The organism is Streptomyces sp. NPDC032126 (assembly GCF_055580085.1).
The window spans coordinates 490,533-509,749 of record NZ_JBVIMA010000001.1; the positions used below are offsets into that span (position 1 = coordinate 490,533).

At 72.7% G+C, this 19,217-nt stretch carries 21 protein-coding genes; 12 read left to right on the forward strand and 9 right to left on the reverse strand.

All coding sequences use genetic code 11. The features are described 5' to 3' along the window. Nucleotide 1: 1 nt before the first annotated feature. Nucleotides 2-511, reverse strand: coding sequence for a hypothetical protein (locus tag ACZ5NW_RS02050; protein ID WP_468741760.1), 510 nt, complete (start codon nt 509-511; stop codon nt 2-4). Beyond that, complete coding sequence (locus ACZ5NW_RS02055; RefSeq protein WP_468741761.1) at nt 508-1,419, reverse strand: arginase family protein; 912 nt, start codon at nt 1,417-1,419, stop codon at nt 508-510. Before ACZ5NW_RS02055 ends, ACZ5NW_RS02050 begins: the two co-directional genes overlap by 4 nt. Before the next feature lie 96 nt (nt 1,420-1,515). Between ACZ5NW_RS02055 and ACZ5NW_RS02060 the strand changes: the two genes are divergently transcribed. Continuing rightward, a complete protein-coding gene (locus ACZ5NW_RS02060; protein WP_468741762.1) occupies nt 1,516-2,280 on the forward strand; it encodes a CGNR zinc finger domain-containing protein in 765 nt (254 codons plus the stop codon). Nucleotides 2,281-2,323: 43 nt separating this feature from the next. Next, nucleotides 2,324-3,229, forward strand: coding sequence for a HipA family kinase (locus ACZ5NW_RS02065; RefSeq protein ID WP_468741763.1), 906 nt, complete (start codon nt 2,324-2,326; stop codon nt 3,227-3,229). A gap of 115 nt (nt 3,230-3,344) precedes the next feature. Here ACZ5NW_RS02065 and aceB read toward each other — a convergent pair whose 3' ends face one another. Together aceB and ACZ5NW_RS02075 are read right to left on the reverse strand one after the other, a co-directional pair. Continuing rightward, complete coding sequence (gene aceB, locus ACZ5NW_RS02070) at nt 3,345-4,970, reverse strand: malate synthase A (protein ID WP_468741764.1); 1,626 nt, start codon at nt 4,968-4,970, stop codon at nt 3,345-3,347. A 184-nt stretch (nt 4,971-5,154) separates the two neighbouring features. Next, nucleotides 5,155-5,754 carry a nucleotidyltransferase family protein gene (locus ACZ5NW_RS02075; protein WP_468741765.1) on the reverse strand — a complete coding sequence of 200 codons (600 nt, stop codon included), beginning with the start codon at nt 5,752-5,754 and terminating at the stop codon, nt 5,155-5,157. 214 nt (nt 5,755-5,968) lie between these two features. Here ACZ5NW_RS02075 and ACZ5NW_RS02080 point away from each other — a divergent pair, with 214 nt between their 5' ends. Further along, nucleotides 5,969-6,283 carry a DUF5955 family protein gene (locus tag ACZ5NW_RS02080; protein WP_468741766.1) on the forward strand — a complete coding sequence of 105 codons (315 nt, stop codon included), beginning with the start codon at nt 5,969-5,971 and terminating at the stop codon, nt 6,281-6,283. 19 nt (nt 6,284-6,302) lie between these two features. On the opposite strand, the gene ACZ5NW_RS02085 is transcribed toward ACZ5NW_RS02080, so the two are convergent. Both ACZ5NW_RS02085 and ACZ5NW_RS02090 read right to left on the reverse strand, forming a co-directional pair. Further along, the gene (locus ACZ5NW_RS02085) at nt 6,303-6,611 is read right to left on the reverse strand and encodes an antibiotic biosynthesis monooxygenase family protein (protein WP_468741767.1); all 309 of its coding nucleotides are present in this window, start codon (nt 6,609-6,611) and stop codon (nt 6,303-6,305) included. Between the two features lie 50 nt (nt 6,612-6,661). Next, nucleotides 6,662-7,459, reverse strand: coding sequence for an IclR family transcriptional regulator (locus ACZ5NW_RS02090; protein WP_468741768.1), 798 nt, complete (start codon nt 7,457-7,459; stop codon nt 6,662-6,664). Between the two features lie 283 nt (nt 7,460-7,742). On the opposite strand from ACZ5NW_RS02090, the gene allB reads away from it, so the two are divergent. Together allB and alc are read left to right on the forward strand one after the other, a co-directional pair. Further along, on the forward strand, nt 7,743-9,083 hold the full coding sequence (allB, locus tag ACZ5NW_RS02095) for an allantoinase AllB (protein WP_468741769.1): 1,341 nt from the start codon (nt 7,743-7,745) through the stop codon (nt 9,081-9,083). Nucleotides 9,084-9,123: 40 nt separating this feature from the next. Further along, nucleotides 9,124-10,239 (forward strand): allantoicase, encoded by a 1,116-nt coding sequence (gene alc / locus ACZ5NW_RS02100; protein ID WP_468741770.1) that lies wholly within the window; start codon nt 9,124-9,126, stop codon nt 10,237-10,239. Nucleotides 10,240-10,284: 45 nt separating this feature from the next. On the opposite strand, the gene ACZ5NW_RS02105 is transcribed toward alc, so the two are convergent. Then, complete coding sequence (locus ACZ5NW_RS02105) at nt 10,285-11,040, reverse strand: SDR family oxidoreductase (protein ID WP_468741771.1); 756 nt, start codon at nt 11,038-11,040, stop codon at nt 10,285-10,287. 129 nt (nt 11,041-11,169) lie between these two features. Here ACZ5NW_RS02105 and ACZ5NW_RS02110 point away from each other — a divergent pair, with 129 nt between their 5' ends. The 3 genes from ACZ5NW_RS02110 (at nt 11,170) to ACZ5NW_RS02120 (ending at nt 13,234) form a co-directional block, all read left to right on the forward strand. Then, entirely contained in the window at nt 11,170-11,994 is an 825-nt protein-coding gene (locus ACZ5NW_RS02110; RefSeq protein ID WP_468741772.1) for an AIM24 family protein, read from the forward strand. Between the two features lie 130 nt (nt 11,995-12,124). After that, the gene (locus ACZ5NW_RS02115; RefSeq protein WP_468741773.1) at nt 12,125-12,751 is read left to right on the forward strand and encodes a dihydrofolate reductase family protein; all 627 of its coding nucleotides are present in this window, start codon (nt 12,125-12,127) and stop codon (nt 12,749-12,751) included. Between the two features lie 96 nt (nt 12,752-12,847). Beyond that, nucleotides 12,848-13,234 carry a guanyl-specific ribonuclease gene (locus ACZ5NW_RS02120; RefSeq protein ID WP_468741774.1) on the forward strand — a complete coding sequence of 129 codons (387 nt, stop codon included), beginning with the start codon at nt 12,848-12,850 and terminating at the stop codon, nt 13,232-13,234. A 104-nt stretch (nt 13,235-13,338) separates the two neighbouring features. Here the strand turns inward: ACZ5NW_RS02120 and ACZ5NW_RS02125 are convergent, their stop codons facing one another. Further along, nucleotides 13,339-13,539: a hypothetical protein gene (locus ACZ5NW_RS02125; protein ID WP_468741775.1), complete on the reverse strand. Its 201-nt coding sequence runs from the start codon at nt 13,537-13,539 to the stop codon at nt 13,339-13,341. Between the two features lie 180 nt (nt 13,540-13,719). Between ACZ5NW_RS02125 and ACZ5NW_RS02130 the strand changes: the two genes are divergently transcribed. The 3 genes from ACZ5NW_RS02130 (at nt 13,720) to ACZ5NW_RS02140 (ending at nt 17,003) form a co-directional block, all read left to right on the forward strand. Beyond that, entirely contained in the window at nt 13,720-14,970 is a 1,251-nt protein-coding gene (locus tag ACZ5NW_RS02130; RefSeq protein WP_468741776.1) for a sensor histidine kinase, read from the forward strand. Nucleotides 14,971-15,073: 103 nt separating this feature from the next. Beyond that, a complete protein-coding gene (locus ACZ5NW_RS02135) occupies nt 15,074-15,775 on the forward strand; it encodes a response regulator transcription factor (protein ID WP_468741777.1) in 702 nt (233 codons plus the stop codon). A 43-nt stretch (nt 15,776-15,818) separates the two neighbouring features. After that, on the forward strand, nt 15,819-17,003 hold the full coding sequence (locus tag ACZ5NW_RS02140; protein ID WP_468741778.1) for a cytochrome P450 family protein: 1,185 nt from the start codon (nt 15,819-15,821) through the stop codon (nt 17,001-17,003). Between the two features lie 259 nt (nt 17,004-17,262). Here the strand turns inward: ACZ5NW_RS02140 and ACZ5NW_RS02145 are convergent, their stop codons facing one another. Next, nucleotides 17,263-18,285 carry a Gfo/Idh/MocA family protein gene (locus ACZ5NW_RS02145; RefSeq protein WP_468741779.1) on the reverse strand — a complete coding sequence of 341 codons (1,023 nt, stop codon included), beginning with the start codon at nt 18,283-18,285 and terminating at the stop codon, nt 17,263-17,265. A gap of 130 nt (nt 18,286-18,415) precedes the next feature. Here ACZ5NW_RS02145 and ACZ5NW_RS02150 point away from each other — a divergent pair, with 130 nt between their 5' ends. Further along, complete coding sequence (locus tag ACZ5NW_RS02150; RefSeq protein WP_468742958.1) at nt 18,416-19,153, forward strand: GntR family transcriptional regulator; 738 nt, start codon at nt 18,416-18,418, stop codon at nt 19,151-19,153. The last annotated feature ends 64 nt before the right edge of the window (nt 19,154-19,217 follow it).

Genomic DNA, 19,217 nt, shown 5'->3' on the forward strand with positions numbered 1-19,217 from the left:
GTCACTCCAGGCGGCGGGCGGCGACCTCCTGGTCGAGCCGCCAGGTGCGGCCGCCGTCGGACGACCGCTCGTTGCGCCAGTGGAAGGTGTCGGCGGTGATGTCGGCGAACGTCCAGCGCACGAGGTCGCCGCCGGTGGCCCGTTCCATGACGATCTCGTCGTCGACCTGGCGGGCGTACATGTGCACCTGGTCGCCGCGGGCGGTGCCGTGGAAGGTGAACCGCCACAGCTGCAGGCGCGGGTCCCAGACGCGTACGCACAGGCCGCACTCCTGGTCCGGGGCACGGCCCTCGGCGGGGAGTTCGGCGCGCCCGGGCCACTGCCAGACGTCCAGGACCGCCCTGCCCTCCAGGGCGTAGCCGAACTCCCAGGCGCCGTCGACGTGACGGGCCGGTGAGCCGTCGGCGGGGTAGTGGGTGATGCGGGTCGCCCACTGTCCGGCGAGCCGTCCGAACTGCTCCATCTCGGTCGCGTACCGGTCGCAGGGGCCGTCGGCGAGCAGGGTCTTCACGCGGACGCCTCCACGGTCGCGAGGGGGGCCAGGGCGGTGGCGAGACAGTCGACGATCGGGGCGGCGTACGCGCCGTCGGGGTCGCGGTCCGGGTCGTAGACGGTGACGTCGAGCCCCACGATCCTGCCGGTGCCCACCAGGGTCGAGACGAGCTCGGCGAGCTGGGCGAAGTCCAGGCCGGGACGGCCCGGGGAGTCCACCGCGGGCAGGACGTGCGCGTCGAGCACGTCGAGGTCGACGTGGAGCCAGACGCGGTCCAGCCCGCGCCCTTCCAGACGGCGCACGACCCGCTCGCCGATCTCCCCGATGCCGGACCGCTGGATCTCCTGGGCGGTGAACCGGGTGACCGGGGGCGTCGCCTCGTCCTCGCGGTCGCCGATCTGGACCACGTCGTCGTCGGCGACCAGCGGTCGGCCCACCCCGGGCCAGTGGGTGAGCAGCAGTTCGCCACGGCCGGTGGCCAGCGCCAGGTCCATGCCGGCCGCCGTGCCCAGGGACGACGCGGCGTCGTGGTTGCCGGGGTGCCTGAAGTCGCTGTGCCCGTCGAGGTGGACCAGGCCGCTGCGCCCGTCGCCCCGGGCGCCCAGCAGACATCCCAGCAGGATGCTGCAGTCGCCGCCCAGCACGAGCGGGAACCGGGAGGCGGTGAGCGCGCTCCGGACCGCCTCGCCGAGCCGCAGCGTGTGTTCGCGGAGGGTGACTCCGTTGCGGACGCGGGTCGCCGGCTGCGCCTCGGCCTCGTACGGCGGACGGTCGAGCTCGACGACCCGGGCCGGCCGCAGACGTGCCTCCAGCCCCGCCGACAGCAGCGCTCGCGGGGCCCGCCACGTTCCGGGTTCACGTCCCGGCGCGGGCGGCCGCAGGCCGAGGTTCCAGGGGGCCGCGATGATCTCTACGGCCTCAGCCATGGGCGTCTCCTGTCAGCGAGGGCAGCCAATCCAACCGGATAACATCAGTACACCGGTTGGATAGACTGAGGCAAGGACGAAGGAAGGCGGGCACGCGTGACAGGAACCGTCCGGCCCCACAGCTTCAGGCCCGATGACCTGGTCGGCGGGCATGTCGTCATCGACCTGGTCAACACGGTCACGGCGCGGGACGCGGAGCCGGTCGACTGGCTCGACGGCTACCCACGCCTGCTGGAGTGGGCCGCCCTCACCGGCCACTTCGCCCCCGCCGACCTCGCCGCCTCGCGGCGGCTGGCCGAGGCCGAGCCGCACCGGGCGGAGGAGGTCCTGGACCGCACGCGCGAGCTGCGCGAGGCGCTGCACGACCTGATCACCGCGCTGATCCACCAGGACGCGCGGATTCCGGCGGGGGCGGTCGAGCGGGACGCGCCGGTTCGGTCGGGGGCGGTCGGGCAGGACGCGTCCGTTCCGGCTGGAGCGGTCGTGCGGGACGCGCCAGCTCCGGCGGGGGCGGTCGAGGGGGAAGCGTCCGTTCCGGCGGAGGCGGTGGCGCGGGTGGAGAGCGAGTGGAAGCGGGCCGTCGCCCACGCGCGGCTCACCGTCTCCGGGGCGACGCCGCGGATCGGGGTCGACGTCGGCACCTCGGGGCTCGAGTACGTCACCCACGCACTCGCCCTCCAGGCGCTCGACCTGCTGCGGTCGCTCCCGCGCGAACGGACCCGGGTGTGCCCCGGCCGGCGCTGCGGCTGGCTGTTCCTCGACAGCTCCCGTGGCGGCCGCCGCCGCTGGTGCTCCATGGCCACCTGCGGGAACTCCGCCAAGGGCAGAACCCATTACCGGCGCAAACAGGCGGGCGGTTAGGCTGACGAGGAAACGTGAGCCGAACGACACGGGGCCCCGGGCGATGCTGAGAGATGTCACCGCGACGCGCTACATCGCTCCGCTGCGGTCCGGCGGTTCCGTCCCGGGGATCGTGGAGGCCGACGACCTGGGGACGTACGTCGTCAAGTTCACCGGATCCGCGCAGGGCCGCAAGGCGCTGGTCGCCGAGGTGATCGTCGGGGAGCTGGCGCGCGCCCTCGGGCTGCGCTTCCCCGAGCTGGTCCTGGTGCATTTCGACGCCGCGATCGCCGACAGCGAGCCGCACCAGGAGGTGCGCGACCTGCACTCCGCCAGCCACGGCCTCAACCTCGGCATGGACTGGCTGCCCGGCGCGCGGGACTTCACCCCGGAGGTCGCCAAGACCTTCCCGGTGGACCCGCTGGAGGCCGGCCGGATCGTCTGGCTCGACGCCCTGACGGTCAACGTCGACCGCACGGTCCACAGCTCCAACCTGATGATCTGGCCCACCTTCGGGACCGTGCCCCCGCGCCTGTGGCTGATCGACCACGGCGCCGCCCTCGTCTTCCACCACCGCTGGGACGGGGCGGACCCCGCGAAGCGGTACGACTTCCGCCACCACGCCCTCGGCCACTACGGCCCCGACGTGCGCGCCGCCGACGCGGAACTGGCACCCAGGGTGACCGAGGAACTGCTGCGCCGGATCGTCGCCGAGGTGCCCGACGCCTGGCTCGCCGACTTCCCCGGCCCGGACGAGGCGCGGGAGGCGTACGTGGCGTACCTCCACGCGCGCGTGCGGGCGTCCGCGGACTGGCTGCCCACGGACTTCCCCAGCCGCGAGGAACTGGCCGCCGAGGAGGCGCGGCGCGCGGCGCGCACCGAGCAGGGACGGCCGAACTGGCTCAAGCGGGTCCCCGACCTGCACGGCAAGCCGGCCGCGGAACAGGACTGGTCGGTGCACCTCGGCTGAGCGGCCCGGGCCGGACCGGGCGCCGCTCCCGGTGCCGTCGGCGACGGTGAGGCGGGCCGTACGCGACCGAGTGGCCCCGGGAAGTCCCTGGGCCACTCGGACGGGTGACGGTGTCTCAGCCTTCGAGCTGCTCGTACGCCGGCAGGGTGAGGAAGTCCGCGTAGTCCTCGTCGAGGGCGACCTTCAGCAGCAGGTCGTGGGCCTGCTGCCAGTGGCCGGCCGCGAAGCCCTCCTCGCCGATCTCGTCGCGGATGGCGGCCAGTTCCTCGGCGGCGACCTTGCGGGCCAGCTCCGGGGTGGCCTTCTCGCCGTTCTCGAACTCGACGCCGGCGTTGATCCACTGCCAGATCTGCGAGCGGGAGATCTCGGCGGTGGCCGCGTCCTCCATGAGGTTGAAGATGGCGACGGCGCCGAGGCCGCGCAGCCATGCCTCGATGTAACGGATGCCGACCTGGACGGCGTTGACCAGTCCGTTGTACGTCGGCTTGGCGTCCAGCGAGTCGATGGCGATCAGGTCGGCGGCCTCGACGTGGACGTCCTCGCGCAGCCGGTCCTTCTGGTTCGGCCTGTCGCCGAGGACCTTGTTGAAGGACTCCATGGCGATGGGGACCAGGTCGGGGTGGGCGACCCAGGAGCCGTCGAAACCGTCGGCCGCCTCACGGTCCTTGTCGGCGCGGACCTTCTCGAAGGCCACCTTGTTGACCTCGGCGTCCCGGCGGGACGGGATGAACGCCGCCATGCCGCCGATGGCGTGCGCGCCGCGCTTGTGGCAGGTGCGGACGAGGAGTTCGGTGTACGCGCGCATGAACGGGGCCGTCATCGTCACGGCGTTGCGATCCGGGAGGACGAACTTGGCGCCGCCGTCACGGAAGTTCTTGACGATGGAGAACAGGTAGTCCCAGCGGCCCGCGTTCAACCCCGAGGCGTGGTCGCGCAGTTCGTAGAGGATCTCCTCCATCTCGTAGGCGGCCGTGATCGTCTCGATCAGGACGGTGGCGCGCACGGTGCCCTGCGGGATGCCGACGTGGTCCTGCGCGAAGACGAACACGTCGTTCCACAGGCGGGCTTCGAGGTGCGACTCGGTCTTCGGGAGGTAGAAGTACGGGCCCTTGCCGAGGTCGAGCAGGCGCTGGGCGTTGTGGAAGAAGTACAGGCCGAAGTCGACGAGGGCGCCGGGGACCGGGGTGCCGTCGGCGTCGACCAGGTGGCGCTCGTCCAGATGCCAGCCGCGCGGCCGCATGACGACGGTGGCGAGCTCCTCGTTCGGGCGCAGGGCGTACGACTTGCCGCTCGCCGGGTCGGTGAAGTCGATGGTCCGGGTGTACGCGTCGATCAGATTGATCTGACCGGTGACCACGTTCTCCCAGGTGGGCGCCGAGGCGTCCTCGAAGTCCGCGAGCCACACCCGGGCGCCCGAGTTGAGGGCGTTGATGGTCATCTTGCGGTCGGTGGGGCCGGTGATCTCGACACGCCGGTCCTCCAGGGCCGCGGGGGAGGGGGCGACCCGCCAGGAGTCGTCCGCGCGGATCGCGGCGGTCTCCGGCAGGAAGTCGAGCGTGGAGGTGCGGGCGATCTCGGCGCGCCGCTCCGCCCGGCGGGCGAGGAGCTCGTCACGGCGTGGCGTGAACCGCCGGTGCAGCTCCGCCACGAAGGCGAGCGCCGCGTCGGTGAGGACCTCTTCCTGCCGGGGCAGGGGCTCGGCGTCGACGATGGCCAGCGGGGACGGCGCTGGTGCGGACATGAGCTGTCACTTCCTTCAGCGGTGGCACCGGGTGCCGAGGCGTACGAATGGGGCGTTTCGCACCCGCTGTGCGGACGGATGCTTCTGATCAGTGGATAGTAGTTTCCTCATTGTGGAACTTCAATGGTTTGTTGATGTCGAGATTCTCCGGGTCGAGGCAAGGTGGCTCTCGGTGCCACGCCCCTCACTCAAGGTGTCCCAGGTCCGCTTCGGTGTCGATGTCGTACGGCCGGGCCACGTCCCCGCACTCGACGAGCGCGATCTCCTGCTCGTGCGCCTTGAGGTAGGCGCGGGCGCCCTGGTCGCCGCTCGCGCTCGCGGCGATCGGCGCCCAGTGGGCGGCGCCGAACAGCACGGGATGCCCGCGCACCCCGTCGTAGGCGGCCGAGACCAGCGACCACGGGCCGTGGTGGGCGGCGAGCACCCGCGCCACCGCCTCCGGCCCGATGCCGGGCTGGTCCACCAGGGTGACCAGGACGGCCCCCGCTCCCGTCCCGGACAGCGAGTCCAGTCCGGCGCGCAGCGAGGAGCCCATGCCCCGCTTCCAGTGCGGGTTGTCCACCAGGACGCAGCCGGGCAGCTCCGCCCGCTCGCGTACGTCCGAGGCCCGGGCCCCGAGGACCACGTGGACGCGGGCGCACCCGGCGGCGCGCAGAACGCCGACCGCGTGCTCCACCAGGGGCCGACCCCGGTGTTCGAGCAGTGCCTTGGGGCGCCCGCCGAGCCGGCGCCCGCCACCGGCGGCGAGCAGCAGTCCGGCGACGTCGTCCTTCAGGTGTGTCATGGGCCGTCCTTGCCGAGGCGTGGGTGTCTTCCCTGCATACCCGAGAGCGGGGCCGCCCGCCGCGCACGCGCGGCTGAATTTCCGTCCCGGCTGTGGCGCGGCGCGGGCAGAAGGCGTTTACTGACCGGCGTCCCCTGGCGCCCGACCGCCGCCACGGGGCGGCGAGGCGGGGCAGGGCGGACTCGCGCACGCGAGGGTGCGAGGGGGGAGAGCTGTGTTGCGGAGCTTGGGGCAGAGGGCAGTGACCGGCAGCGACGAGGATCCGAGGGTGGCGGGACTGCGGACCGCGGTGTCCCGGCTGCGCCGCGAACTCGCCGCGCTCCCTGGGGAGTTCCCCGACCGGGCCATCGCCGAGGACGAACTGGCCGCTCTGGCCGCGATGACGATGGACGGCGCACCCGAAATCCCTCGGCTGCGACGGTCGTTACTGCTGATCGCCGGGGCGATCGGGTCCGTGAGTGCGCTGGCCAGGGGCTTGTCGGAGGTACGCGACGCGGTGGATCTGTTCGGGGAGCCACCGCGCCGCTGAATCGCCTTTCGGGGCCCGCTCAGATCTCGACGACCAGTTCGTAGCCGCTGCTCTGCATGTCCTCGCACAGCACGTAGGCCGCGTCGAAGCGCTCCTTGAACCCGGGGGAGCCCTGCCAGGCGCGCATCGCGTCGAGGTCCTGCCAACTGGCGAAGGACACGAAGGAGTTCGGGTCGCGGACGTCGCGGACCAGGCGAGCCCCGAGGAACCCCTCGTTCGCCTCCTTGGTCCAGGTCAGGAAGTCCCGCCAGCGATCGATGAACTCGTCGGCGTTTCCCTCCTTGACCTGCCACTTCCCCGAGGACCAGTGCTTGTTCTCCTGCAGCATGGTGGACACCTCGCTCCGCTGCCGGACTGCCGGTCCCCCCGGTTTCCAGGCTAGGCCGCCGGTCCCGAGCTTGCGAGTGCCTCCGACAGCTCCACCGCCACCTGCTGCAGCACCGGCACGATCTTGTCCGTCGCCGCCTCCGTGACCCGGCCGGCCGGACCCGAGATCGAAATGGCGGCGGCGGTGGGGGAGTTGGGCACCGACACCGCGAGGCAGCGCACCCCCATCTCCTGCTCGTTGTCGTCGACCGCGTAGCCGTCCCGGCGCACCTCGTGAAGGGCGGCCAGGAAATCCTCCGGCGTGGTGATCGTCCTGTCCGTCGCGGCGGGCATGCCGGTGCGGGAGAGCAGCGCGCGGACCTCGTCGTCCGGGACGTTCGCCAGCAGGGCCTTGCCCACGCCCGTGGAGTGCGGCAGCACCCGCCGGCCGACCTCGGTGAACATCCGCATCGAGTGCTTGGACGGCACCTGGGCGACGTAGACGATCTCGTCGCCGTCGAGCAGCGCCATGTTGGCCGTCTCGCCGGTCTCCTCGACGAGGCGGGCGAGGTAGGGGCGGGCCCAGGTGCCGAGCAGCCGGGAGGCGGACTCGCCGAGGCGGATCAGGCGCGGCCCGAGGGCGTACCGCCGGTTGGGCTGCTGGCGTACGTATCCGCAGGCCACCAGGGTGCGCATCAGCCGGTGGATGGTGGGCAGCGGCAGCCCGCTGCTGGCGGACAGCTCGCTCAGGCCGACCTCGCCGCCCGCGTCGGCCATCCGCTCCAGCAGGTCGAAGGCGCGCTCTAGGGACTGGACGCCTCCGCCGGCGGACCTGGCGGAGTCGGTGGTGCTGGCGCTGGACGTCGGCACGGCGCGTTCCTTTCGGACTGGCGTGAAGGGCAGCAGCCTACCCGGCGGTCGGTTGACTCCCCGTTGGTGCGTAGCTACGTTCTGTCTCACGGAATTCTAATTCCGCTTTGTGGAAACGTCCAGAGTGTGGGCCGCCGGGTGCACTGTGGAGAAGTGTGCCCTTGACGGCTAGGGGGCGGGAGTGAAGACTCCTTCAACAGAACGTTGAATTCCGTTACGTGGATGTAAATCCCGTGCCCCGGACCTGGCCGGGAGCGGAGCGGCGGCGGAGAGAGGGGCCCGGGTGTCCGACGTAGAACTGGTGCTGCGGTCGACGCGAGTCATCACCCCCGAGGGGACGCGGGCCGCGTCGGTCGCGGTCTCCGGCGGCACGATCACGGCCGTGCTGCCGTACGACGCCGACGTGCCCGCCGGAGCCCGCCTGGAGGACTTCGGCGACGACGTCCTGCTGCCCGGCCTGGTCGACACCCATGTGCACGTCAACGACCCCGGCCGCACCGAGTGGGAGGGCTTCTGGACCGCCACGCGCGCGGCGGCCGCCGGCGGCATCACCACCCTCGTCGACATGCCGCTCAACTCCCTGCCGCCGACCACGACCGTCGACCACCTGCGCGCCAAGCGGGCCGTCGCCGCCGACAAGGCGCACATCGACGTCGGCTTCTGGGGCGGCGCCCTGCCCGACAACGTCAAGGACCTGCGCCCGCTGCACGACGCCGGCGTCTTCGGTTTCAAGGCGTTCCTCTCGCCGTCCGGCGTCGACGAGTTCCCGCACCTCGACCAGGAGGGGCTCGCCCGCTCCCTGGCCGAGATCGCCGGCTTCGGCGGGCTGCTGATCGTGCACGCGGAGGACCCGGACCATCTGGCGGCTGCCCCGCAGCAGGGTGGCCCGAAGTACGCCGACTTCCTGGCCAGCCGCCCCCGCGACGCGGAGGACACGGCCATCTCCCAACTGATCGCCCAGGCCCGGCGGTTGGACGCGCGCGTGCACGTCCTCCATCTGTCGTCCAGTGACGCGCTGCCGATGATCGCCGCCGCGAAGGCCGAGGGCGTCCGGATCACCGTCGAGACCTGCCCGCACTACCTCACCCTGACCGCCGAACAAGTCCCCGACGGCGCCAGCGAGTTCAAGTGCTGTCCGCCCATCCGTGAGGCCGCCAACCAGGACCTGCTGTGGCAGGCGCTCGCGGACGGCACCATCGACTGCGTGGTCACCGACCACTCGCCGTCCACGGCCGACCTCAAGACGGACGACTTCGCCACCGCCTGGGGCGGCATCTCCGGCCTCCAGCTGAGCCTCGCGGCCGTGTGGACCGAGGCCCGCGGGCGCGGCCACGGCCTGGAGGACGTGGTCCGCTGGATGTCGACGCGCACGGCCGAACTCGTGGGCCTCCAGGCCCGCAAGGGCGCCATCGAGGCCGGCCGCGACGCCGACTTCGCGGTCCTCGCGCCCGACGAGACGTTCACCGTGGACCCGGCCGCGCTCCAGCACCGCAACCGGGTGACCGCCTACGCGGGCAGGACCCTGTACGGCGTCGTGAAGTCGACCTGGCTGCGCGGCGAACGCATCGTCGCCGACGGCGAGTTCACCGAACCGAAGGGACGCCTCCTCACCCGGACCGACTGAATCCCACCCCACCGAGCTTGGAAAGGCAGAACTGATCACTGTGACGGCGATACCCAGCTTCACCGGCGACGCGAACCCCTATGGAGGCGGCGACCCGTACGCGGACTACCGCACCGCCGACTTCCCCTTCACCCAGTACGCCGACCTCGCCGACCGGCGGCTCGGCGCCGGTGTCATCGCCGCCAACGACGAGTTCTTCGCCCAGCGCGAGAACCTGCTGGTGCCGGAGCGGGCCGAGTTCGACCCCGAGCACTTCGGGCACAAGGGCAAGATCATGGACGGCTGGGAGACACGGCGGCGCCGGGGTGCCTCGGCCGAGCACCCGTGGCCGACGGCCGAGGACCACGACTGGGCGCTGGTCCGCCTCGGCGCGCCGGGCGTGATCCGCGGGATCGTCGTCGACACGGCCCACTTCCGCGGCAACTACCCGCAGGCCGTGTCGATCGAGGGCACCTCGGTGCCGGGCTCGCCGTCGCCGGAGGACCTGCTCGGCGACGACGTGAAGTGGACGACCCTGGTTCCGCGCACGCCGGTCGGCGGGCACGCCGCGAACGGTTTCGCCGTGTCCGTGGAGCAGCGCTTCACGCATCTGCGGGTGAACCAGCACCCGGACGGCGGTATCGCGCGGCTGCGGGTGTACGGCGAGGTGGTGCCGGATCCCGAGTGGCTGGCGGTGCTGGGCACCTTCGACGTGGTCGCGCTGGAGAACGGCGGACAGGTCGAGGACGCGTCGAACCTCTTCTACTCCCCGGCGACCAACACCATCCAGCCGGGGCGCTCCCGCAAGATGGACGACGGCTGGGAGACGCGGCGGCGCCGCGACCGGGGCAGCGACTGGATCCGCTACCGGCTGGCCGCGCAGGCGGAGATCAGGGCGGTGGAGATCGACACGGCGTATCTGAAGGGCAACAGCGCGGGCTGGGCGGCGGTGTCGGTGCGGGACGGCGAGGACGGCGAGTGGCGGGAGATCCTGCCGCGCACCCGCCTCCAGCCGGACACCAACCACCGCTTCGTCCTGCCGACGCCGGCCGTCGGGACCCACGCGCGCGTGGACATCTACCCGGACGGAGGGATCTCGCGGCTGCGGCTGCACGGGGCGCTGACGCAGGAGGGGGCGGGCGCTCTGTCGGCCAGATACCAGGAACTGGGCGGCTGAGGCCCCAGGGGGCTGCGTCCCTGGGGCCGGTGGGAAATCGGCGGGCTACGCCGCGTGCCCCCCGTCCACCGAGAACTCCGCCCCGGTGACGTAGCCCGCGTCCGGCCCCGCCAGCCAGCTCACCATCGACGCGACCTCCTCGGCCGTGCCGAACCTCCCCAGCGCGGTCATCCCGGCCTGCGCCTCGGCGTACGGCCCGTCCGCGGGGTTCATGTCGGTGTCCGTCGGCCCGGGATGCACGATGTTCGCCGTGATCCCCCGCCCGCCCAACTCCCTGGCCAGCGCCTTCGTCAGCCCGACCAGCGCCGACTTGCTCATCGCGTAGAGCGTGCCGCCCGGCCCGGGCACCCGCTGGGTCATGCACGTGCCGATCGTGATGATCCGCCCACCGGCCACCATCACCGGTGCCGCCGCCTGCGAGGCCAGGAACACCCCGCGCACATTCACGGCCAGCACCCGGTCCACGGCGGCGAGCGACATCCCTTCCAGCGGCCCCAGCACCCCCACCCCCACGTTGTTCACCAGCACGTCCAGGCGGCCGCCGAGCGCCTCCGCCGCACCCGCCACGGCCCCAGCCGCCTCCTCCGGCTCCGCCGAGTCCGCCCGCAGGGCGACCGCGCGCCGCCCCAGCGTCTCGACACGCCGTACGACGTCCTCGGCCGCCTGCTTGCCGTTCGCATACGTCAGCGCCACATCCGCGCCCTCACGCGCGAGCCGCAGCACCGTCGCCGCCCCGATGCCCCGGCTGCCACCGGTGACGAGGGCGACCTTGCCGTGCAGAGTTCCGTAAGTCGTTGTCATGCCTCCATCTCAGCGGCGCACACACACGCGTGCTGGCGGCGAGCAGACATCGAACTCGCACCCCCGCAACCCGGAAACCCGGCTTCCCGAACCCGGAACTCTTCCCTCCGCCTCCCGCGTTCTCCTCCCGTGACCCTTCAGCAAGAGATCGTCGGCAACGCCATGCAGATGGCGGTCGTCAGCCTGCGCCCCGGCCAGACCGTGTACTGCGAGGCGGGCAAGTTCCTGTTCAAGACGACGAACGTGACCATGGAGACCCGCCTGTCCGGCCCGGGAGGCGGCGACGGAGGCCGGCCGCAGGGCAACGGCGGCGGCACGGGCGGCATGGGCGGCATGCTCCGTCAGGCCATGGGCACCGCCATGCAGGTCGGCCAGCGCGCGCTCGCCGGCGAGTCCCTGGCGTTCCAGTACTTCACCGCGCAGGGCGGCGAGGGCACCGTCGGCTTCGCGGGCGTGCTGCCCGGGGAGATGCGCGCCCTGGAGCTGGACGGCAGCCGCGCGTGGTTCGCGGAGAAGGACGCCTTCGTCGCCGCCGAGTCCAGCGTGGACTTCGGCATCGCCTTCCAGGGCGGCCGCACCGGCAGAAGCGGCGGCGAGGGCTTCGTCCTGGAGAAGTTCACCGGCCACGGCACGGTGATCATCGCCGGCGCGGGCAACTTCATCGACCTCGACCCGGCCGACTTCGGCGGCCGCATCGAGGTCGACACCGGCTGCGTGGTGGCCTTCGAGGAGGGCATCCAGTACGGCGTCCAGCGGGTCGGCGGCCTCAACCGGCAGGGTCTGATGAACGCCGTGTTCGGCGGCGAGGGCCTCTCCCTGGCCACCCTGGAGGGCAGCGGCCGGGTCATCCTGCAGTCCCTCACCATCGAGAGCCTGGCCAACGCCCTGAGGAAGGCCCAGGGCGGCGACAAGCAGGGCCCGACGGGCGGCCTGTTCTCCACGCACGCGGGGTGACCGCCGGGCGGTCTTCTCCACGCCCACGGGTGACCGCCGGGCGGCCGGGGCGGGCCACCGATGAGTTGCGGGCGCCGGTGGGGTCTGAGCTGATGACGACAGACCCCGCATCCGAAAGAAGGCACCCGACATGGGCAAGCTGGTCTCCACCATCTTCGTCACCCTCGACGGCGTCTACCAGGCGCCCGGCGGCCCCCAGGAGGACACCCGCGGCGGCTTCGAGCACGGCGGCTGGAGCTTCACCTACGGCGACGACGACTTCGGCCGGTTCGTCGTCGAGGTCTTCGACCGCGCCGGCGCGTTCCTCCTCGGCCGCCGCACGTACGACATCTTCTCCGGCTATCGGCCGAAGGTGACCGACCCCGCCGACCCGATCGCCTCCCGGCTGAACGCCCTGCCGAAGTACGTCGCCTCCTCCACCCTGACCGACCCGTCCTGGGCGCACACCAGCGTCATCGGCGGCGACCTCGCCAAGGAGGTCACGGCCCTGAAGGAGCGCACCGACGGCGAGCTCCAGGTCCACGGCAGCGGCGCCCTGCTGCGGTCCCTGATCGACCTCGAACTCCTCGACACGCTCCACCTGCTGACCTTCCCGGTGGTGCTCGGTTCGGGCCGCCGCCTGTTCACCGAGGGCACCCTGCCCACGGCCTTCCGGCACACCGGCGGGCGGATCACCCCGGCGGGCGTGTCCCTGCAGTCGTACGACCGCGCGGGCCGTCCGGAGTACGGTTCGTACGAATTGCCGGAGGGCGCCTAGCCGGAGGTTAACTCCCTGAAAACTCAACCGACGTCACGGGAAATTCTTCGGGGTTGTCATTGACATGTCAGCGTCTACGCGCGTCATCATGAGGGCATGAGATTCCCCCCACGAATCGCTTCCCTCGGCGCCACGGCCGCCGTTCTGTCCGCCCTGCTCGTCGGCGGTGCCGTCACCGCCACTCCGGCGGCCGCCGCGGTCGGCAGCATCTGTTACGGCGACCTGCCCTCCCAGGCGTACGACACCCTGGAGCTCATCGAGCAGGGCGGCCCCTTCCCGTACTCGCAGGACGGGTCCGTCTTCCAGAACCGCGAGGGCGTCCTGCCCCGGCACTCGACGGGCTACTACCACGAGTACACCGTCATCACGCCCGGCAGCTCAACGCGCGGCGCCCGCCGCATCGTGACCGGCCAGGCGTCCCAGGAGGACTACTACACGGGCAACCACTACGCCACCTTCGACCTGATCGACTACGGCTGCTGAGCCACCCCCCACCACGGCTGCCGAGCCGTCCCGACCAGGACCGCCGGGTCACCCCCACGACCCGGCCCCAGGAACGGCGCGAAAGGCCGGGGCCCGGCCCGCGCTCAGCCGGACCCCCGGCTCTCCGCGGCGGCGAACAACGCGAACGCCAGCACGACCAGCGCCACGCTCGCGTAGATCTCATGGCCGTCGAGGAAGCCGAGCCGCTGCACGAAACCGATGTGCCAGTCGGTGAACTCGTGCACCAGGCCCAGCACCCCCTGCACCAGAGCGAAGAAACCGAGCAGTTCCAGCAGTTGCCTCATGTGTGACAGCCTCGCCCCGCGGACCCGCCGCCCACATCGGCCGCGGGGCGAGGGCGTGTCCGACGGAAGTCGCCCGCCCGGCCGCGTCGGTGCGCCGAAAGTCTTCTTCGCCGCGACTTTGGTCGGCGATCGCCCGCACAGGGAGGTCGCGAGCGCCGGCACTGCATAGATTTGTCGACCGTGAGCAACGACGACGCGACACCGGCCGTGGTGGGAGCAGGGCGCAGGTGGCTGTTCCCGTCCGCCGTGCTCCACGAGGTCGATCCCGACGCCGCCCGGTCCGGGCGGCCCAAGCGCACCGCGCGCGACTGGATCGTCGACTTCACCTGCTTCCTGCTGGCCGTCGGCCTCGGGCTGGCCGGCGCACGGTCCGTCCGCGACGAACAGCACCTCCCGGACGCCCTCGCCGCCCTCGACCAGCTGCTCGGCGCGCTCGCCTGCGCCGCGGTGTGGCTGCGCCGGCGGTGGCCGGTCGGACTCGCCGTCGCGATGGTCCCCGTCGGGCTCCTGTCGAACACGGCGGGCGGCGCCGGCCTGGTCGCACTCTTCACGCTCACGGTCCACCGGCCCTTCCGGTACGTGGCCTGGATCGGCGGCGCCTCCCTCGCGCTGCTCCCGCTGTTCTTCTGGCTGCGTCCCGACCCCGACCTGCCGTACGCGGGCGCGGTCGTCTTCAGCGAGCTGCTCACCCTCGGCATCATCGGCTGGGGCATGTTCGTACGGTCCAAACGGCAGCTCATGGTGAGCCTGCGCGATCGGGCCCGGCGCGCCGAGACGGAGGCGCGGCTGCGGGCCGAGCAGGCGCAGCGGCTCGCCCGCGAGGCCATCGCCCGGGAGATGCACGATGTGCTCGCCCACCGGCTCACCCTGCTCAGCGTGCACGCGGGCGCCCTGGAGTTCCGGCCCGACGCGCCCCGGGAGGAGGTCGCGCGCGCCGCCGGTGTCATCCGCGAGAGCGCCCACGAGGCCCTCCAGGACCTGCGGGAGATCATCGGCGTGCTGCGCGCGGGCGAGCCCGACGACGCGGGCCGACCGCAGCCCACGCTGGCCGCCCTGGACGCGCTGGTCGCCGAGTCCCGGGAGGCCGGCATGAAGGTCACCCTCGACCAGCGCGTGACCGACCCGGCCGCCGTCCCCGCCTCCGTCGGCCGCACCGCGTACCGCATCGCCCAGGAGGGCCTCACCAACGCCCGCAAGCACGCGCCCGGCACCGAGGTCGCGGTGACCGTGACGGGCGCGCCGGGGGAGGGGCTCGCCCTCACCGTGCGCAACCCCCCGCCCGAGGGCGACGTCCCGCACGTCCCCGGCTCCGGGCAGGGCCTGATCGGTCTGACCGAGCGGGCCACGCTGACCGGCGGGCGGCTCGACCACGGCCCCACGGCCGACGGGGGGTTCGAGATCAGCGCCTGGCTGCCGTGGCCGGCCGGATGAGCGGCGGCCGCGCCCCCCGCGCGCGGGCAACTGCGCGGCCGGTGCGCGGCGTTGCCGCCCGCCGCGGCCACGGCCGGCGACCATCCGTGATTACGTGAGGACCATGACTGCGATCAGACTGCTCCTCGTCGACGACGACCCGCTCGTGCGGGCCGGGCTCGCCTTCATGATGGGCGGGGCCGAGGACATCCGGATCGTCGGCGAGGCCGCCGACGGCGGCGAGGTCGAGGAACTCGTCGACCGCACGCGCCCGGACGTCGTCCTGATGGACATCAGGATGCCGTCGGTGGACGGACTCACGGCCACCGAACGGCTGCGCGCCCGCGCGGACGCCCCGCAGGTCGTCGTCCTCACCACCTTCCACGCCGACGAACAGGTGCTGAAGGCGCTGCGCGCGGGCGCCGCCGGATTCGTCCTCAAGGACACCCCGCCCGCCGAGATCGTCGCCGCGGTGCGCCGGGTCGCGGCCGGCGACCCCGTCCTGTCGCCCGCCGTCACCCGCCAGTTGATGGAGCACGCGGCCGGCACCGCCGCCGACGACCGCCGCGTACGCGCACGCGCGCGCATCGCCGAACTCAACGCGCGCGAGCGCGAGGTCGCCGTCGCCGTCGGCCGGGGACGGTCCAACGCCGAGATCGCCACAGGGCTGTTCATGAGCGTCGCCACCGTCAAGACCCATGTCTCCCGGATCCTCGCCAAGCTCGACCTCAACAACCGGGTGCAGATCGCCCTGCTGGCCTACGACGCGGGACTGCTCGACGACGCCGACGGCATCGGCGACGGCAGCGCGGGGGCCGGGCACTGATCGGCCGCGCCGCGCGTTGTCGGGGTGAGGGAGGGGGCATGCGATGACCGAGGTGATCGACCTGAGGGAGTGCGGCGAGGAGTTCCGCCGCGACCCGCATCCGGTGTACGCGCGGCTGCGCGCGCGGGGCCCCGTGCACCGCGTACGGCTCGCCGGCCCCGACGGACCGTACGAGACATGGCTGGTCGTGGGGCACCAGGAGGCGCGCGCCGCCCTCACCGACCCCCGTCTGGTCAAGGACGCCGAGCGGCTCGGGACGACCTTCCTCGACGAGGAGCTGGTCGGCAAGCACCTGCTGGTCACCGACCCGCCGCAGCACACCCGGCTGCGCGGTCTCGTCACGCGCGCGTTCACCGCCCGCCGTGTGGAGGAACTGCGCCCGCGCGTGGCGCGGATCACCGACGACCTCCTGGACGCGATGCTGCCGCGCGGCCGCGCCGACCTCGTGGAGTCCTTCGCCTACCCGCTGCCCCTCACCGTCATCTGCGAGCTGCTCGGCGTCCCCGAGCTGGACCGCGCGGCGTTCCGCGCGATGTCCACCGAGGTGGTCGCCCCGACGGACGGCGACCGCGAGTACGCCGCCTTCGCGCGTCTCGGCGCGTACCTCACCGAGCTGATCGAGGACAAGCGGTGCGGCGGCCCCGGCGGCGACCTGCTGAGCGAGCTGATCCGCACCACCGACGAGGACGGCGACCGGCTCTCCCCCGAGGAACTGCGCGGCATGGCCTTCCTGCTGCTCGTCGCCGGCCACGAGACCACGGTCAACCTGATCACGAACACCGTCCACGCCCTGCTCACCCACCCCGGCCAGCTCGCCGCCCTGCGCGCCGACCCGGCCCTGCTGGACGGGGTGATCGAGGAGACCCTGCGCTGGGAGGGGCCGGTGGAGAACACCACGTACCGGTTCGCCGCCGAGCCCCTGGAGTTGGGGGGCGTGACGATCGGCAGGGGCGATCCGGTGCTCGTCGGCCTCGCCTCCGCCGGCCGCGACGCCACGCGCTTCGCGGACCCCGACCGCTACGACATCCGCCGCGACGCGCGCGGCCACCTCGCCTTCGGCCACGGCGTCCACTACTGTCTCGGCGCCCCGCTGGCCCGCCTGGAGGCCCGCACGGCGCTGCGGTCCCTGCTCGACCGCGCCCCGGGCCTCGCCCTCGACGGCCCGCCCGGCGAGTGGTTGCCCGGCATGCTGATGCGCGGGCTGCGCGCCCTGCCGGTGCGCTGGTAGAACGGCGCGCTGAGCCGGGAGTACGGCGTGCTGAGCTGGTAGAACGGCGCGGCGCACCCGCGCACCCGACGTATCCGACCGACCCACCGACGCTGCGAGTTGAGCGCCATCACCGAGGACGGCACCGAGAAACTGTGCGTGGTGGCCCAGGGCACGGTCCTCACGGTGGAGGAGCGCTGACGGGAGCGCTGTACAGGCGGCGCTCACCCCCCCGGTACAGGCGGCGCCCCCGGTACAGACGGCGTCCGCACCCCGGCTCTCAGCTCAGCGGCTCCGGTCTCGCCCCCGCTATCTCCCGCAGGGACACCGGTCTGTGTTCGCGGCGTGAGACGTCGCACGCCTCGGCGATGCGCAGCGCCTCCAACGCCTCGCGGCCGTCGCAGGGGTTGGCCCGTTCCCCGTTCACGACCTCGACGAACGCCGCGAGTTCGGCCTCGTAGGCGGGCGCGAAGCGCTCCAGGAAGCCGGCCCAGGGCTTGTCGGCGGCCGGCGGTCCGGTCGGCTCGGTCGACGCGATCGGGGTGCGGTCGTCCAGGCCCACCACGATCTGGTCCCGCTCCCCGGCGAGCTCCATGCGCACGTCGTAGCCCGCCCCGTTGAGCCGGGTCGCCGTGGCCGTGGCGAGCGTGCCGTCGTCGAGGGTGAGGACCACCGCCGCCGTGTCGACGTCCCGCGCCGCGCGGAACATCGCGGGCCCGGCGTCCGACCCGGCCGCGTACACCTCCGCCACCTGGCGTCCGGTCACCCAGCGCAGCGCGTCGAAGTCGTGGATCAGCGCGTCCCGGTAGATCCCGCCGGACAACGGCAGCCACTCGGCCGGCGGGGGAGCCTGGTCGGAGGTGACCGCCCGCACGGTGTGCAGCCGCCCGAGCCGCCCCGAGCGCACCGCCTCACGGGCGCCCGCGTAGCCCGCGTCGAAGCGCCGCTGGAAGCCCATCTGCAGGACCGTTCCGGCGGCCTCGACCTCCGCCAGCGCCGCTAATGTGCCGGCCAGGTCGAGGGCGATCGGCTTCTCGCAGAAGACGGGGAGGCCGGAGCGGGCCGCCCGGCCGATCAGCTCGGCGTGGGCCGATGTCGCGGTGGTGATCACCACCGCGTCCACGCCCCACCGGAAGATCTCGTCCACCCCGGGCGCCGCCGTCTCGCCCAGCCGCAGCGCCAGCTCCTGCGCCCGAACGGGATCGGCGTCCGTCAGGATCAGCGATCCGACCTCACGGTGGCGGCTGAGCGTGTTCGCGTGGATCGTGCCGAGGCGGCCCGTCCCGATGACCCCGATGCGCATGGAAACAAAGTGCGGTCGCGGCCGGTACCCTGTCAATGCGTATGTCCGGACAATCGAACTACACAACTTCCCGTCAACCGGCCGCGGAGCTACGCTCGGGCGCGTGCCGAAACCAGTTGTGGACCCGACCGTGCAGCTCGACCTCCGGGTGGACCGGAGTTCTCCCGTCCCCTTGTACTTCCAGCTGTCCCAGCAGCTGGAGGCCGCGATCGAGCACGGCTCGCTGACCCCGGGCAGCCTGCTGGGCAACGAGATCGAGCTCGCCGCCCGCCTCGGCCTGTCCCGCCCCACCGTCCGCCAGGCGATCCAGTCCCTCGTCGACAAGGGCCTCCTGGTGCGCCGCAGAGGCGTCGGCACCCAGGTCGTGCACAGCCAGGTCAAGCGCCCCCTGGAGCTCAGCAGCCTCTACGACGACCTGGAGGCGGCCGGCCAGCGCCCCGCGACCACGGTCCTGGTCAACGCCGTGGTCCCCGCGACCGCCGAGGTGGCCGCCGCCCTCGCGGTCGCCGAGGGCAGCGACGTCCAGCGCGTCGAACGCCTGCGGCTCGCCCACGGGGAGCCGATGGCGTACCTGTGCAACCATCTGCCCGCCGGCCTGCTCGACCTGGACACCGGCCAGCTGGAGGCCACCGGCCTGTACCGGCTGATGCGGGCCGCCGGGATCACCCTGCACAGCGCCCGCCAGTCCATCGGCGCCCGCGCCGCCACCGCCCCCGAGGCCGAGCGGCTCGCCGAGGCCGAGGGTGCCCCGCTGCTCACCATGCAGCGCACCACCTTCGACGACACCGGCCGCGCGGTCGAGTTCGGCGACCACATCTACCGGCCCAGCCGCTACTCCTTCGAGTTCCAGCTGCTCGTACGGTCCTGAGGCGAGCCCTTCTTCGCGTTCCGGCGGGCGTGCCGGGGCCCGGATTCGTCGCAATGTCCGGACA